General features: G+C 47.1%; 13 protein-coding genes and 3 tRNA genes. All 16 read right to left on the reverse strand.

The features are described 5' to 3' along the window. Positions 1-3: 3 nt before the first annotated feature. The 16 genes from THIAE_RS04990 to uvrC all read right to left on the reverse strand — a co-directional run bounded on the left by THIAE_RS04990 (position 4) and on the right by uvrC (position 15,804). The gene (locus tag THIAE_RS04990) at positions 4-1,311 is read right to left on the reverse strand and encodes a CmpA/NrtA family ABC transporter substrate-binding protein (protein ID WP_006460316.1); all 1,308 of its coding nucleotides are present in this window, start codon (positions 1,309-1,311) and stop codon (positions 4-6) included. Between the two features lie 268 nt (positions 1,312-1,579). Further along, the gene (locus THIAE_RS04995; protein WP_006460317.1) at positions 1,580-2,806 is read right to left on the reverse strand and encodes a nitrate- and nitrite sensing domain-containing protein; all 1,227 of its coding nucleotides are present in this window, start codon (positions 2,804-2,806) and stop codon (positions 1,580-1,582) included. Positions 2,807-2,883: 77 nt separating this feature from the next. Beyond that, entirely contained in the window at positions 2,884-5,946 is a 3,063-nt protein-coding gene (locus THIAE_RS05000; protein WP_006460318.1) for an AAA family ATPase, read from the reverse strand. Beyond that, entirely contained in the window at positions 5,943-7,091 is a 1,149-nt protein-coding gene (locus THIAE_RS05005; protein ID WP_006460319.1) for an exonuclease SbcCD subunit D, read from the reverse strand. Before THIAE_RS05005 ends, THIAE_RS05000 begins: the two co-directional genes overlap by 4 nt. Before the next feature lie 20 nt (positions 7,092-7,111). After that, the gene (locus tag THIAE_RS05010) at positions 7,112-8,989 is read right to left on the reverse strand and encodes a hypothetical protein (protein WP_006460320.1); all 1,878 of its coding nucleotides are present in this window, start codon (positions 8,987-8,989) and stop codon (positions 7,112-7,114) included. 160 nt (positions 8,990-9,149) lie between these two features. Continuing rightward, a complete protein-coding gene (locus THIAE_RS05015) occupies positions 9,150-9,548 on the reverse strand; it encodes a DUF4168 domain-containing protein (protein ID WP_006460321.1) in 399 nt (132 codons plus the stop codon). Between the two features lie 105 nt (positions 9,549-9,653). Continuing rightward, complete coding sequence (locus THIAE_RS10555; protein ID WP_162147029.1) at positions 9,654-10,256, reverse strand: hypothetical protein; 603 nt, start codon at positions 10,254-10,256, stop codon at positions 9,654-9,656. A 1-nt stretch (position 10,257) separates the two neighbouring features. Continuing rightward, complete coding sequence (locus THIAE_RS05025; protein WP_006460323.1) at positions 10,258-10,641, reverse strand: YchJ family protein; 384 nt, start codon at positions 10,639-10,641, stop codon at positions 10,258-10,260. Positions 10,642-10,654: 13 nt separating this feature from the next. Continuing rightward, positions 10,655-10,996, reverse strand: coding sequence for a type II toxin-antitoxin system ChpB family toxin (locus tag THIAE_RS05030; protein WP_006460324.1), 342 nt, complete (start codon positions 10,994-10,996; stop codon positions 10,655-10,657). Between the two features lie 369 nt (positions 10,997-11,365). Further along, positions 11,366-11,452, reverse strand: a tRNA-Leu gene (locus THIAE_RS05035). A 43-nt stretch (positions 11,453-11,495) separates the two neighbouring features. Then, positions 11,496-11,569 (reverse strand) — tRNA-Cys (locus tag THIAE_RS05040). A gap of 5 nt (positions 11,570-11,574) precedes the next feature. Further along, positions 11,575-11,650, reverse strand: a tRNA-Gly gene (locus tag THIAE_RS05045). A 136-nt stretch (positions 11,651-11,786) separates the two neighbouring features. Then, entirely contained in the window at positions 11,787-12,341 is a 555-nt protein-coding gene (pgsA, locus tag THIAE_RS05050; protein ID WP_006460325.1) for a CDP-diacylglycerol--glycerol-3-phosphate 3-phosphatidyltransferase, read from the reverse strand. Positions 12,342-12,449: 108 nt separating this feature from the next. After that, a complete protein-coding gene (locus THIAE_RS05055; RefSeq protein ID WP_006460326.1) occupies positions 12,450-13,379 on the reverse strand; it encodes an MOSC domain-containing protein in 930 nt (309 codons plus the stop codon). After that, positions 13,367-13,960, reverse strand: a complete 594-nt coding sequence (locus THIAE_RS05060; protein ID WP_006460327.1) for a DUF1415 domain-containing protein — start codon at positions 13,958-13,960, stop codon at positions 13,367-13,369. Before THIAE_RS05060 ends, THIAE_RS05055 begins: the two co-directional genes overlap by 13 nt. Next, the gene (gene uvrC, locus THIAE_RS05065; RefSeq protein WP_006460328.1) at positions 13,957-15,804 is read right to left on the reverse strand and encodes an excinuclease ABC subunit UvrC; all 1,848 of its coding nucleotides are present in this window, start codon (positions 15,802-15,804) and stop codon (positions 13,957-13,959) included. The genes THIAE_RS05060 and uvrC overlap by 4 nt, the downstream gene beginning before the upstream one ends. Positions 15,805-15,846 lie beyond the last annotated feature (42 nt).

The following is a 15,846-nucleotide window of genomic DNA, read 5'->3' on the forward strand; positions in this document are numbered from 1 at the left end:
CCATTAAATACGCTTAATAACCAGACTATCTAAATAAGCCTGTGGGTTTTGCGGATCAAACACTTTGCCATCAAAGAAGGTTTCAATACCACGTGATGTAGACTCTGGAATAGCTGACTTATCAATCCCCAAACGATCCGCGGCTTGTCGCCACAAATCTTCACGATTTACTTGATTGATTAATGCTTCACTGTCCAGGTCAACCGGCAAATAACCCCAACGTTTGTTTTCGGTTAAGAACCATAGATCATGACTCTTAAATGGATAAGAAGCTTGATTATTCCAGTAATACATTTGCTCTGGATGGTTTTCAACCACGCGACCGGTACCATAATCAAAGTTCCCTTGCATACGATCAATAATGTCAGCAAAAGGTGCATTGATCCAACGACGGCGTGAACAAATTCTTGCCACTTCCTCTTTATTGGCTGGCTCTTCACAGAACATTTGCGCTTCCATAACCGCCATAATTAACGCTTGCGTTGCATTGGGGTTCGCATCGACGTAGTCGGCACGCATACCTAAGGCTTTTTCTGGATGTTTACTCCAAAGCTCGCCGGTGGTATTCGCGGTATAACCAATATTTTGATTGATTAATTGCTGATTCCAAGGTTCACAGACACAGAAAGTATCCATGCTACCAACACGCATATTGGCGACCATTTGAGCAGGCGGAACAGTGATGGTATTAATATCAGCATCTGGATTAATGCCACCTGCAGATAACCAGTAACGCATCCACATATCATGAGTGCCGCCAGGGAAGGTCATAGCCGCATTAACCGTTGCTCCACCACTGCGTTTAGCAGCCAATGCCGTTTTAAACGCAGTGGTATCCACTCCAACCTTTAAGTCGGCATATTCACGACCTACCGAAATACACTGGCCACCCAAATTTAAACGCGCAACGATATACATAGGCACAGGAATATTATTAGGCGTAACTGCACCTGAACTAATTAGATAAGGCATGGGCGTTAAAATGTGCGCACCATCAATACCACCACGTCCCGAACCTAACACCAAATTATCGCGAGTAGTGCCCCAAGATGATTGCTTTAGTACTTCGACATTAGTCATGCCATGTTTTGCAAAAAAACCTTTTTCCAATGCCACAAACAAGGGCGCAGCATCCGTTAAAGCAATAAACCCTAATTTGGCTGAGGTTGTTTCAAGCTTACCTAGTGGACTAGCCATAAGATGTGCAGGACCTGCACCTAATACTGATGCAGCCATTGCGGCCCCTGCACCTTTAAATAAAGCACGTCTTGATAGGGTGTTTTTTGAGTTAAATTCAGTCATGTTTTTCATGTCGATAGTCTCCAAGGTTGAGGCAAAAAAAAACGCCCATTCCTTTCAGCAACTTACTGAAGGGAATGGACGCCTTTGTCCAAGATAATTGCGAAGCAATTCTAATTAAAATATTAACACATTCTATGCCAATTCAAGTTTTATAAAAAAATAATAAATAATTTCAATAACTTAAATTAATGAACCTGTGTAAATGAAATATTGTTCTTTTACCACTTACCTTTTAATGCACCAAAGTAATATAATAATTTACTAGATTTGCACCAGTTTAGAATTTTTCAGTCTGCTTGAGTAGCCGCTTGGCTAAATCCACCATCTTCATCCCGGTCTTCATGGCTTGATCCCGTAAAAATTGATGCGCTTGCTGTTCTGAATACTTATGCTCAACCATCAGCACCGCCTTGGCGCGCTCTATAAAGCGACGGTCTAGCAGGGTTTGTTTGGCCACTATTAATTCCGCTTCAATCGTGCCTAATTGCATAGCTTGATCATGGAGTTGCGCCAACAATAAATGCGATACGCCCTTCATCCGCATCACTTTTTCATCAACTTGAGTTTTAATTTGTGAATCTATTTCTTCAACAATAGGCTCAGCAAGTGACCGATCATCCTCGACCGCCATTTTTTTGGCACTGATAATCTGTAAGTAGCTTATCAAGTCATCTTCTAATGCTTGAAAGCCATCAATCCGCTCGGTCATCAAATCAAACCAGCCCTCAGCTAATGGCAAACTTGCGGGTGTATTGCTCGCACAATGCTGAGCAATCCGTTTACGCCAGTTGTCTAGGTCGGCACGATAAGGTCGCGTTTTTAATTGCTCCAACTGATCGAGTTGTCTTGCGGTGGCAAAGCTTCGCACCAACTGAAAGGCTTGTTGTTGCTGATCAACACGCGCTTTAATCGCGTCTGTTAAGGTGGCCAATTTATTGGGTTCAGAAAGCCCCAAAGCGACGACCCCTAGCGCACGTTCTTGCCCTGCCAATTCTTTGGCCTGCATAAAGTTAAATAGCGCTAACATCGCTCGCGCAATCTCGGCATCCAAGGCCTGCTCCGCTAACTCAAATACAAAACTTAATGCGGCGCTAATAATCTGCGAAAAGGCCTCAATAGCTTGATCGGCTTGAATGGTTTGCGTATCAATTTGTTCACGCAATGACTGCAAGTGATTCAATCGCTCCAAAAAATGGGCTAAACGCACATAAACCCCACTCGGCAGCGCGTGCTGTTCCATCTTGAGCTGCCATTGATTAACGGCGGTTAAAAACTGGGCTTCATCCGCTAAAAACTGTGCCCGATAGCTGTTAACTTTTGTGGCATAGCGATCGGCATGGTGATTGATAAGTAATAGACTGGTTGAACCACGCTCTAACTGCAAATCATGCACCAATTTACGCAGCGGACGCACTATATCCATGCTTGAAAATAAAAAAGACAGGGCTAAGTGTTGCGATGCTTGCGCTTTGGCAATAAGGGTTTGAATGTGTGCTAGCATCATCAATGTCGGCTCAAATAAAAGAGGTTTATCCTAATTCAATTTGATTAATCAAGCAAAATTTATACCGACTAGCACACTCATAACCCAACCAGTTTAATTTGGCTACCTTGTGCACTGGCGACAACATCAATCCGCAAGGCCATTTGCTCTTTAAGCTCCTGTACATGCGAGATAATCCCGATAGTACGCCCGCTCATTTGCAGACTTTTCAGCGTATCTATCGCCAACTCTAAGGAGTCAGGGTCTAAACTGCCAAAGCCTTCATCAATAAACAAGGTGTCTAATTTAATCCCGCCGGCATAAGCCTGCACCACATCGGACAAGGCTAGGGCCAACGCCAGCGCGGCTAAAAACGACTCCCCGCCTGATAAGGTCGCCACCGGACGACTTTGCCCGGTATAGCTATCAAACACCTCTAAATCCAACCCAGATGCTTTGGTACCCTTATTGCGGGCATCTTTTCGCAGCAACTCATAACGACCTTTAGTCATCGCGCGCAAACGCAGGGTTGCCGTCGCTAACACATCATCCAGCAATACCCCCAGCACAAAGCGCTGCAAACTAATTTTGGCCTGATTATCGCCACTTAACACTTCACTCAGCGTGCCGATGACCTGATACTCTGCCTCCAAAGCCTGACTTTTTTGCTCTAGGCGCTGCAGTTGTTGTTGCGCACTGTGCAGTTTTGCTTGGTTAAGCTGTAAATCATCCCATTGTTTTTTATGCTGATTAAAAATCTGTTGCTGATGAGCTAGCTGCTCGGTCAATTGATTTAGATCAGGCACGCTCATGCCTGCTAACTCAAGATTCAACTGCTCAATGCCCCCGCAATATTTGGCTTCAGCTTGCTCAAAACGATGGATCTCAGCTAACCAGGCCTGGTAAGTGCTTTCCGCTACCCGAGCGGCTAACAATTCTGCTTCATCGCTAAACTCGCTCGCTGCCACCGCAGCCAGCCAATCGGCTTGCGCTTGTTGATGCTGGGTAACTAAGGTTTGCTGATGCGCGTGCTGCGATGCTAAGCGCTGGGTCAGCATGGTGACCGTTTTTTGCTGTTGGGCTTGCTGAGTTTGGGCGTTGTTTAAATCCTGTTGCAGTTGCTCTCGTTGCTGGTGCAACTGGGCTATTTGTGCTGTTAGCAGGCCTGGCGCGCGATAGTCATCGGGAATCTGTTGCTGCAAACTGGTTAAGCTTTGTTGTGCCAAGGCCAGCTCAGTTTGGGTTTGATGCCAGGCCTGGTTAGCCGAATCAACCGCACGCTGTGCCGGTTGCACTTGGGCAACCAGCGTTGGCAATTGCTGCTTAAACTCATGGAGATGTTGCTGTAGGGTTTCGGCGTCTTCTAACGCCTGGGTTAGCTGCTGCTGTTGTGCGATGAGTTGCGCATTATCGAGGCTCGGCAGTTGGGGGCTCAAGGCGAGCAACTCAGCGAGTTGTTCATCCAACGCCGTGATGGCTGTTTGGCAATCGGTTAACGCGATTTCGGCTGCGGAGCAGGCCTGCAGCGCCCTGCTCAATTGATCTTTGGCTTGAGTTAAATCCGCTTGTTCAACTGGTGTAATGTCCTGCTGCCATTGTGCCGGTTGCGGATGGGTCACGCTTCCACAGACTGGGCAAGCCTGCTGAGGCTGTAGCGTTTGCGCTAAAATCGCCGCCTGCCCCAAATGCCAAGCGTATTCAAGCTGATTAAGTCGGTGTTGTGCCTGCTGCAGGGCTGCTTTCGCGTCATTGAGTAATTGTTGTTTGTCAGTCGAGTCGGCCACGCGTTGCTGGCGTTTTTGCGTTAACTTAGACCAGGCCTGGTATTGCGTCATCAAGGCCTGCAAATTATGGTGTTGTTGGGTTAAGGCTACTTGATCAGGCAGGCTTTGATTAAGCTGTGTAATGCGTTTCTCAAGCATTTGCTGCCGCTCAAGCAAGGCCTCAAGCTGGTTTTTCGATTGATCACGGGCTTGCCGTTCCTGCTGCGCCTGGCGCTCTAATTGAGTGAGTTGTGCCGTCGCCTCATCCAATTGGGTGATTTTAGGCCGCAGTTGTTCAAGTTGATGCAGTTGCTGAGTTAAGCCATCACGCGCTTGGTAGGCGGTTTCCGCTTGCCGCAAAGCCGTATTTGCGGTGACTAAATCGGCTTGTGCCTGCGCTAATGCCTGATCATCCTGGCTCATTTTAAGCTGGCTATCGTTCAGCGCCTGCTTAACCTGCTGGAGCGCACTATAAAAAGGATAAGCTTTCTCTACCGCTTGCGCTTGGCGACTTTGTCGTCTTAATTGCGCTATACCCGGTTCACCTTGCAGATGCTGCTGATACTGTGCAACCAACTCATCACGCTGCGCAAAACGTTTGCCTAAGGCTTGCGCCGCCTCGAGCGCCTGCTCATGATGTTTTAAAGCCTGCGCCGCTTGATCATATTCGGGCTGAAACGTAACAATCGCCTGCTCAATCTGCTGGCTTTGCTGCACTAACTCTTCTTTATCGCGACAATCCACCGTCTGCAAAATCCCCATCAGTTGTTGGCGTTGCGCGTCTTTTTGTTGACGCACCTGGGCCGCCTGCGCCTTGATGCTGTCTTCTAACTGTTTGTATAAATGGGTTTGAAACAACTTACTTAAAATAGGTTCGCGGTCTTTTGATTCCGCCAATAACAGTTTGCGAAACAAGCCTTGCGGCAACACCATTACTTGACGAAATTGCTCTGAATCTAACCCGATCAACGCCACGACCCGCTCGGTCAATTCTTTAACCTTTTTATCGACTAACAAGCGGGTTTGCCCGCTGGCATCGGTAGCATATAAAAAACCTTCTGCGGCCTGTTCGGTAAAGCCCTCGCCGCGAGATTTTGGCCGGCGTTGTACCGGTTTGCGCATAACCCGATAGTGCGTATTTCCCAGCTCAAAACTAAACTCCACCTCGGTAGGTAAATCAGCCGCTGCGTATTGGCAGCGCATATCACTGGCATCACGCTCTTTGCCAGTGGTATCGCCATAAAGCGCAAAAGTCATGGCATCTAACAGCGTGCTTTTACCCGAACCGGTCGTGCCGTTAATTAAAAATAATGGATTATGACCTAAACGGCTAAAGTCGATTGTTTCAGTCTGGGCAAAGGGACCAAAGGCTTGAATTTTTAAGTAACGAGGTTTCATAGCGAGTTATCTTGATTGGGTTGCAAGAGTTTAGTCAGCGTGGCATTAATAATGTCGGACTGCGCGTCCGTCAGCGGTTCGCCTTGAATTTGGGCGTAAAAGTCGCGAACGAGTTGCGCGGCATCAAGTTTGATATGGTTGGGGTTAGCCTGCGCTAATGGCTCGGTTTGCAACAAGCGTTTTTCCAGATGCAGCACATTGGGATAGACTTCGCGTAAGCGCCCCATCGGATCAAGCAAGGCTGTCGTATCGGTTAAGCGCACCATAATGTAATCGTCGCGTTGCGGATCCTGCTGACCTTGCGCCAATAAAACATTTAAGGTGCCTTCGAGCACGCGCATTTCACGCAAGGGCTGTAACGGCAAATGCGCCTGTGCCACCAGGCCTGCTGAATTAAAGGACAGCAAGGTAACGCCTTTTTTATGTAAATGCTCGGAAAAGCTGTATTTAAGCGGTGAACCCGCATAACGAATGTGAGACGCCCCCTTTGACTGCGGACTGTGTAAATGCCCCAAAGCCACATAATCAAACGCGAGCATCGGCTCATAAGACACCCGATCCGATCCTCCGACCGATAGGGTTTTTTCCGACTCAGAGGTATCCGCGCCATCAACAAAACAATGCGACATGAGCAGCGCCGGAAAATGGGGGTCACGCGCGGCTTTCACCTGGTCTAGCAGCAGATTGTGGGCGGCATCATAATCCGTAACCGACTGATTAAACACATGCCGAACTCGCTCGGGGTCGGCAAAAGGAATGCCAAAGATTTGCAGCGCGGTGTCGGCCTTGCGCAGCCATACCGGCTCGGCTACATGTTGGATATCAGTGAGGATATGTAAGCCGGTTTTATGCAATTGTGTGGCGGCAAAGCCTAAGCGCTCGGCACTATCATGGTTACCGCTAATCATAATCAGCGGAATCGCCAACTCGGCAAAACGGTTAATGGTTTGATTAAGCAAGCGCACCGCATCAGCGAGCGGCATCGAGCGGTCATAAATATCACCCGCCACCAGTACCGCATCGACCTGATGCGCAACGGCATAATCCATAATCTGGTTTAAAACATGCGCCTGATCAGCCAATAACGAATGATGATGAAGCACGCGGCCTAAATGCCAATCTGCAGTGTGAAGAAGTTTAATCATGGTGATATTCTAAGCTATTGTTACCGCACCAACTCCAAAACCCGAAAGCTTTCCTGTTCAATCTCGGTTACCAGGCCTGCTAATTGGCTGGCATAGCTGTCTTTTAGTTCTGTTGTGAGTAGGGTTTGTTGTGCTTGTAAGGTGGCATAAATAAAGTCACGCATGTCATCGCGGTTCATCAGCTCATCGACCCGCACCACCGCAAGATCCACCGCTAACCAGGATGCAATACCCACGCCAATTCCAACCGCACCTGCACACAAACCTACGCCCGGCCCTGTTGCCGCACAAGGCCCCAAAGCAATGGCGGCAGCGCCAGCCCCTGCGCCAATACTCGCCGTGCGCCCCGCTGTTTTGGCAGCGGTTTTTGCGGCGACCCGTGCCGCCAATTGAGAGGCCATACGCGTGCCCACTTGGGCGGCAATCCGTGCAGATAATCGCGCGGTAATCATCGCCGCAATGCCGCCGCCTCCGGCATAACCCGAGGTCAATTGATCAACATTTAGCTCGAATCCATCTAGGTTAAAACAGCGACTTTGGCGCGTGTTGGCCGACAACTCAATCTCAGTGACTAGCTGAGTCGCGCGGGCTAAAAACAATTGATCGAGCTGACTTAATTCATCATTCACCACCCGTTCGATAGCCAGGCCTGCGGTGTCGTTAAACTTGCTAGCGATAAAATCTTCTAAGCCCGCTTGATCAACCAACTCCGCACCTTTGAAAAATAACTGCACATAGGAACCGGCAATACTAAAATTCCAATCCAAAAACTGCTCAACCCCTGCCTTAATCTCAGGATGATCAAACAAGGTCGTCACAATGCGGTCGATTTCTGCATCTAATTCAGCCTGAATCATTTGCTGTTGTTCAGTCAGTTGCACATTTATGTCAGCTTGAATGTTATCGCGTTGGACAGTTTGGCGCGCGTCTGAGCAAGCGGGTTCTAAAGCAGGGATAACTTTTTGCAGTGGTGACATAATGGTTTGTATCACACCACCCGCATTAAACTGATTTAACATAAAATAAACTGCAAACAAGCTTGCTAAGGTTAAACTAAAGCCTAAAGCAAAGCCTTTTGCTGTTGCACTTTTAACAGTTTGATCACTTTGTACTTGGGCAATATAGGTCACCAACCCCAGCAACACGGACCAAACCAAGGCAAATTTAAGCCCATTCCACACCAACAAGGCTAACCAAAACAGGCCTTGCACACCAAATGAAATAGCCTGTGCATCATCCGCTGCGGCTAAACTGGCGCGTTGCACTATGCCATAGAGATATTGACTGGTTGCGCTATCGAACGCTAACAACCAAGCCAAACTTGTAATCTCAGTATTGATGCCAACTTGGGCTTGTGCAAACAAACTTGACCAACTTTGTGTGGTATAGTTAGGTATCTCAGCAAAACAAACAAAAACAACGACATAGAGCAACAACATCACAAGCAAGTTCAACCAAAAAGTCGGCCAAAGTAGCACAAAATTAAAGCCCGTTTTAAGATGCACACGACTCTTATTATTTAACCAGGCATAAATAGCCATAAAGCTAAACACACTGCTAATGAGCACACCCCAGTCTATGAATACCAAATTACCGACGCGGCCCAAGCCTGTGACCACCCAAAGCCCACCGAATGCGCCTGTCACACTGAGAATTAAGGCTACCGCTTTGAGCAATAGACTATTAACAAAAACCTGCCAACCACTCGTGGCATGAACGGTAAGAGTTAAAATAGCCTGACGCCGCAAGCGTAGCCAAGAATAGTTGAATGAGTAGGCTAACCAAGCCAGTAACGCGAGGCTGAATAGTAACGAGGGATAGGTGGCGGAATCTAGCGGGAACAACGCCATTAACATCAGTAACAGCAAGAGTGCTAACAACAGATAGGCTTTATTCATTAATAGTAAATTCCCTTATTCTGTTATTTATAGCACAAACAGCGGTGAGTTTTTAGGCTTTTAAGAATAAGAGAATGAGCAGGCCTGCTGGCCGTTTGTTGTGTGTCTGTTGTGTTAAAGCAGCAGACCGAAAACAGTGATCATGTATGTTGTAACTCGACTAGTGCATTTCATCCGCTTTGCGCTGCACACGAGCCAAAAAATGCGGATCATTTTCCATCAGGTTCAACATTTCTGAATACACAGGCAGTGTTAAACCCTGGGCCTTGATAATATCGGTCGCTTCTTCATTAAAAGCGTCATGCACCTCCGCTAACAACTGCTCGGTAATCTCCTCAACCGGCTTTTCCGCAAGAGTTTGTTGATAGTGATTATGCAGGTCTTCAATCTTAAACAAGCTTGTTAAAAATTGCTCCAGTTGCAGATCCGTTGGCGCGGCTGTAGGGGTTTGGCTTGGAATTTGTTCGGGCACATCAGTTAAAGCAGCATTAGCCAAGGACTTGATCGGAAAAACGGTAATTAAACTTAAAGCGATAACGGTAAACAATCGATGAATCATAGGTCTCCTTAATTATTAATCGTTGCATGTACATGACAACATATCTTAAAAAGACCTGCAAATCAGATCGGTACATTACAAAAAAACTGCACAATTAAGCTGATATTAGCGGCGCTTGGGCACAAACTGGCAGCGTGCTGAACCTTTTAACCAGTTAGGTTGGTTAAACGCCTGTTCAAAGCCGCGATGATAATCACTAAAATTGCCTAACACACGAACACAGTCTAAACCATGCGCTGATGAGCATAGACTTAGGGTCTGACCGTCAAACTGTGCTTGCGCTCGATGGCTGCGACTGCGCCGATCATCCCGAAACTCATCTAAATTAATGTCTGCGCGCTCGCCAATCAATAAGTCCAGAGCAAAAGGATGAATGCGTTGCCAGTTATCACCGTTACGCAGTTGCACATCGCTGATCACGCATTGCAAATGATCACCATAACGGGCTTCTTGACGACGTACCTCCCAGGCAATACGTTCTTTTTCAATTTCCTGCTCGCGCGCTCTCGCTTCGGCGGTTCGCTGCTCGGCACGAGCCTGATCCAACAAGGCTTGCTGCTCTCGCGCTTGTAATTGCTGAGCGGGAGTTAATGCCTCCCACTCAGCTTTATTCATGTTCAATGGATAGGTGGCACAACCGACTAAAAAAACCAACAACATGCTGGCAAGTAACGGCTTAAACATAGTGTTCTTTTTTATAGTGTTCATTTTATGCCCCACAACATTTTTTAAATTTCTTACCCGATTGACAGATACAAGGATCATTACGCCCTATAGTCAACTTGATCCTTTCAACTTCACCTTTATCATACAACCACTGCCCTTGTGCATTTTGCACGAAGTCACTGCGCTCATGCAAACAATAAGGCACGCCCTGTTCAAGGTGATAGGCGTTAAATTCAACCTGCTGACCCTGGGCACTGATAATCTCCAGCCGACACCAGGTCAGACTAGCCAACCAAACTTTTGTGTCTGCATCCATAGGCTCGGGGTTGGTTTCAGTCATTACTAAATAATCAAAGTCCTTACGCTCAAACGCCGCATAACGCGAACGCATTAATTCTTCAGGCGTAGTGGCCGTGTTAGGGTTCATAGTGTTCCTATTTTTAGTCCAAAATCGCATGAAGCCTAGCTAGGCATTCGTCAATAATGACTTGATTAGCGGTTTCAATATATTTCGCTTGGCGCGTGCTTAGATCGAGGCTTTTTATCCCATTCACCAGCACAACCCCTTGCGTCTGCATACCGGATAGCGGCACGGCAAACCCTTGGTGGCGAGCAAAGTTTCCAACTTGGGTAGTCGGGGCAACCATAGCGAGGCCGAGTGCATTAAAGGCTTTGGGTGAAAGGACAATACAGGGGAAGAAGTCACCTTGGGTTTCGTTTCCTACCATCGGGTTGAGGCAAACACGGACAATGTCACCGCGATCATAAATACGCTTTACCAAACCTCATTGCCCACTTCTTCATTGGCTTCCCAGACTTTTAACGTGTCATCTTGTGGGGCTTTGAGATCACATTGCACTATCAATTCACTCAACTGTTATTTTGGCTTGGCGGCGACTTTTCTAACCGACGTTTGCATAATAAACCACTTGCAAATGTAATACATTGCATATGCTAGCAAACCCCTACCAGGGTAACAATATGTATTACAATAAAGTGAGTGGCGTAGTGGCTTTATTTGAGGCAAGGAGCTTTGATATAGGGGGAGGGATTGCAACTGAAGTGCATACCAAAAAACTTAAACGAATATGGAGATAAAGAAGAACAAATAAATATATCAGAAAAAAAATAAGAAAATCATAAATATAAGATGGTGCCCAGGGCCGGAGTCGAACCGGCACGCCCTTTCGGGCGAGGGATTTTAAGTCCCTTGCGTCTACCAATTTCGCCACCTGGGCAGATGACTTGCTTTGCAGCATGTTTTTGAAGCTGTTGTGGCTATGGAGGCTGAGCCCGGAATCGAACCGAGATCCACGGATTTGCAATCCGCTGTATAGCCATTCTACCACTCAGCCATATTTGGAGCGGGAAACGAGACTCGAACTCGCGACCCCAACCTTGGCAAGGTTGTGCTCTACCAACTGAGCTATTCCCGCGCTATGGGTGCGTATTATAGGGGCTGGCCATTAAAGGTCAAGCGTTATTTTGCAGCTTTATGACAAAATTTTGTCTTCTGATAGTTCAAGATCGATCGACGATTTACAAGCTATTGTTTTATCGTCAATTTGCCTGTTAACGTAGCTTAGGCCAGGCCGCAATGCTGTATTGTACAAACGACCACAAGGTCAATAATGCGGCCAACATTAACAATCCAAAACCCATTGTTGGCCAAGGCACCCCGAATAGATTACCACCATAAATCAGCATAGCTAGGGCAACCAGTTGAAAGGTTGTTTTGTATTTGCCGATTTTTGATACCGCCACGACATCACTGAGTTTTTGCTGCGCCATCCACTCACGTAAGGCCGATACCGCTACTTCTCGCATAATAATCACAATAGCAGCAAGGGTAATCAGTAAGTCTTGGTACTCTACCGCCACCATAACCAGGGCGACAGCGACTATCAGTTTATCGGCAACCGGGTCTAAAAACGCACCAAATTTTGACGTGGCATCCAAGCGACGCGCCAAATAGCCGTCTAACCAGTCAGTCAACGCTGCGATGACAAACACCAACATCGCGACAAATCGGGCAGTTTCAAATGGTAAATAATAAATTAATATAAATAGCGGAATGAGCGCAACCCGTAGCCAGGTAATGCTCATTGGAAGGTCTTGCAGTTTCATACCCATCTCTATGTTCAATGCTAATGCGCAAAATTTTAGCACCATCGCGCGCTAGGCGCACTGAAGAATCCCTTAAAGTGGCGTATATATTAAATATGAATAGCCTGCTTAAATCAGTCGCGCCCTAGTTCCAACGCTGATTTGTTGTGGATGTTGTTGCACTGCATTTAATAAATCTTGGCCTAATAATAGATTTTGGCCAAAATAAATTTGCTGATTAGTCGCATCGCGACGATAGGTTTTGAGCGTACGAGTCGGCTCGTCTTCAAACTGCCCGGTTGCAAGGTTAATGGACGGAATGACACAACGTGCACAGGGTTTCACGAGGTCGAATGACTGCTCGCCCTGCTCACCCATCACGACCAATTGTTTGGCTTGGTCTTCTGCATAGGCATCACAGCCCGATAGCACTAAATTGGGTCGAAAAGCCGCCATAGCGATGGGGGCAACAGGCTGAGTTTTGCTAGCTAATTTGTGATTTAAATCATCTAAGCTCGCTTGAGAAATTAGTAACAAAGGAAAGCCATCGCTAAAGGCAACTTGCTGAGGGGCACCTGATGGCGTCAAGTCTGCATAATCAGGATCAATCGGTCGCAACATGGTTGAGGGCTGCTGAACTAACCAGATCGGCTGATTTAGGTAATCACTAAACCATTGATGGCAGGTGTTATCTGCTAACCAGGCCTGGCAACGGTCTTGCCAAATGCCAACCTCACGATAGCGCAGCCCCTTCGCTTGCTCATCCAATGGCGTAATAGTTAATTCACTCATGCCCGGTGCATTAACGCGCAGCGGCAGCAGGCCTGGTATCAAATCCTCTGGCAAGGCTTGATGCGATGCTTGTTCAAACTCAAGTTCCCTAACCTGCACTAAAGCGAGTTTAGGTGCCTGGCGCTGGGTCACCATGCGCCCATTGGCATTAATCAGCATCCAACGACGATCGCCCACCAAACCTCGACTATCTAACCAGGCCTGCTGCACCTTAAATCCGCCACAGGATTTAAGGGGGTAACGCCAAATTTCACTTAGCTTAAACATGCCGCGCGCAGTGCTTCAAGTTGTTGATAGCCCATGGCTCTGGCTTTGTCGATATTGGTTTGCGGGATAGCTTCTGGATCAGGATGATGGTCTAGCGCTTGGCTAAGTTGGGCCTCGCGCAAAATATGCAGCATCGGATAAGGTGATCGATTGGTAAAATTGGCTGGATCTTGTTCATCGGCATCCGCAAAGCAATAATCGGGATGAAAGCTAGCGACTTGATAAATCCCTTCATAACCTTCCATGACTAATAGCTGTTCAGCCAGATCCACCAATTCCAAATAATCCCAAAACCCTTCAAAGCCATAGGGCAAGATTAGCAAGGTGGTGGCGATGTCTGGTTGTTGATCAAGTCGTTGCCATTCAGCTTGCAAGGCGGTTAACACATCCTCGGTTTTACGGCTATCGACCAAGGCATAGTGAATAGTGCTTTTATCAAACTCACGCTGCGCAAAGGGACAAAAGTTGAGTCCAATCACGATGGTTTGCAACCATTTTTGAGTCGCGGCTAAGATAGGACGCTGTTCAGATTCCGGCATACTGGTCTTGGGATTTATTGCGTCGTTTGTAGCATTGTTCATAATTCACCATGGAAAAAGTCATAAATTTTTTGCGCTAAATTCGGGCTAATGCCTTTTACTTTAGCCAATTCCGAGGCCGCCGCATCTTTCACTTGCGCCAACCCCCCAAAATGGGTGAGTAACAGCTTGCGTGTTTTTGGTCCGACACCCGGGATGTCTTCAAGCTGCGAATGAGTTTGCGCTTTTTGGCGACGTTGTCGATGGCCGGTTATCGCAAATCGATGCGCCTCATCACGAATATGGTTGATTAAGTGCAGCGCGATGTCATCGGCTTCTAAATCAATCCCTTCAAGATTATGAGGCGTATAAAGAATTTCAAGGCCCGCCTTGCGCCCTTCACCTTTGGCGACGGACACTAATGGTAATTGATCCAACTCTAACTCACGCAGTACCGCAATCGCTTGGGTGAGTTGACCTTTACCACCATCGACAATCACCAGGTCTGGTAAGGGCTGTTGTTCGGTTTTTAAACGCGAATAGCGCCGGGTTAAGGCTTGATGCATCGCTGCATAATCATCGCCACCGGTAATACCGCTAATATTAAATTTGCGATAGGCTTGTGACGACGGCACGCCATCGATAAACACCACGCAACTGGCAACCGTTTGCTCGCCCATAGTATGACTTATATCAAAGCATTCCATATATTTGGGCGGTTGGGCGAGATTAAGCGCATCTTGCAACGCAATGACACGGTCCCACTGACTGGCCTTTTGAGATAAATGCTGTTTAAGCGCGGCTTCACCATTACTCAATGCCAATTGCACCAGTCCTTTCGAGGTCGCTTGACTGGCCTGCTTAATCGTGACCGCTTGTTGTTTTTTCTGGCTAAGCCATTCTTGTAACCAGGCCTGCTCGTTCATTTCGTGACTGGTGAGCAAGGTTTTGGGTATCGGGTGGCCATCATAATGCTGACTAATAAAGGCACTCAGTGTTTCCGCCAGGGTTTGTTCATCAGCATATTTAAACTTTGGAAAATAATTTTCGCCGCCCCATAAATGCCCACCACGATACATCATTAAGGTCACGCAGGCCTGGTGATTACGCACTTGCACCGCAATGACATCCAAGTCTTGCGAACCAGGCTGATTAATAAGATGCTGACTTTGAATGGTGCGCAGCGCTGAAATTCGATCGCGCAACAGCGCGGCTTTTTCAAATGACAAATCATCCGATGCGGCTTGCATCTGCTGACCTAGCTCTTCAATGACATCAAAGCTTTTGCCTTCTAAAAACATGAGGGTGAGTCGCACATCCTCAGCATAATCCTGCTGGCTAACTAGTCCGACACAAGGCCCTGAGCAACGCTTGATTTGATATTGCAAACAGGGGCGTGAACGATGTTTAAACACGCTTTCAGCACATTGACGTACCGGAAAAATTTTTTGCAAAGATTGCAAGGTTTGGTGCACTGCACCGGCATTAGGAAACGGACCAAAATAACGCCCAACACGGCGTTTGGCGCCACGGTGAAAGCTCAATGCAGGATAGTCTTTTCCTGTCGAAACAAAGAGATAGGGATAAGACTTATCATCACGAAACAACACGTTATAACGCGGATTGAGCCGCTTAATTAAGGTGTTTTCTAGAATTAATGCTTCCGATTCGGTATCGGTGACGGTGACCGTAATGCGCGCCACCTGCGCGACCATCGCCTGGGTTTTAATCGCATCATGATTTTTAACGAAGTAACTGGAAACCCGACGCTTTAAATTTTTGGCTTTACCCACATAAATAAGCTCGTCTTGGTCATTATGCATTTGATAAACACCCGGGCGTTCAGTCAAATTCGCTAAGAACGCACTGACATCAAACTTAAATTGATCCTTAAATTGATCCGACATACGCCTACTAAAAACGGTTAGAATACAGGCTTTGAATTATAC

Source organism: Thiomicrospira aerophila AL3 (assembly GCF_000227665.2).
Lineage (GTDB): Bacteria > Pseudomonadota > Gammaproteobacteria > Thiomicrospirales > Thiomicrospiraceae > Thiomicrospira > Thiomicrospira aerophila.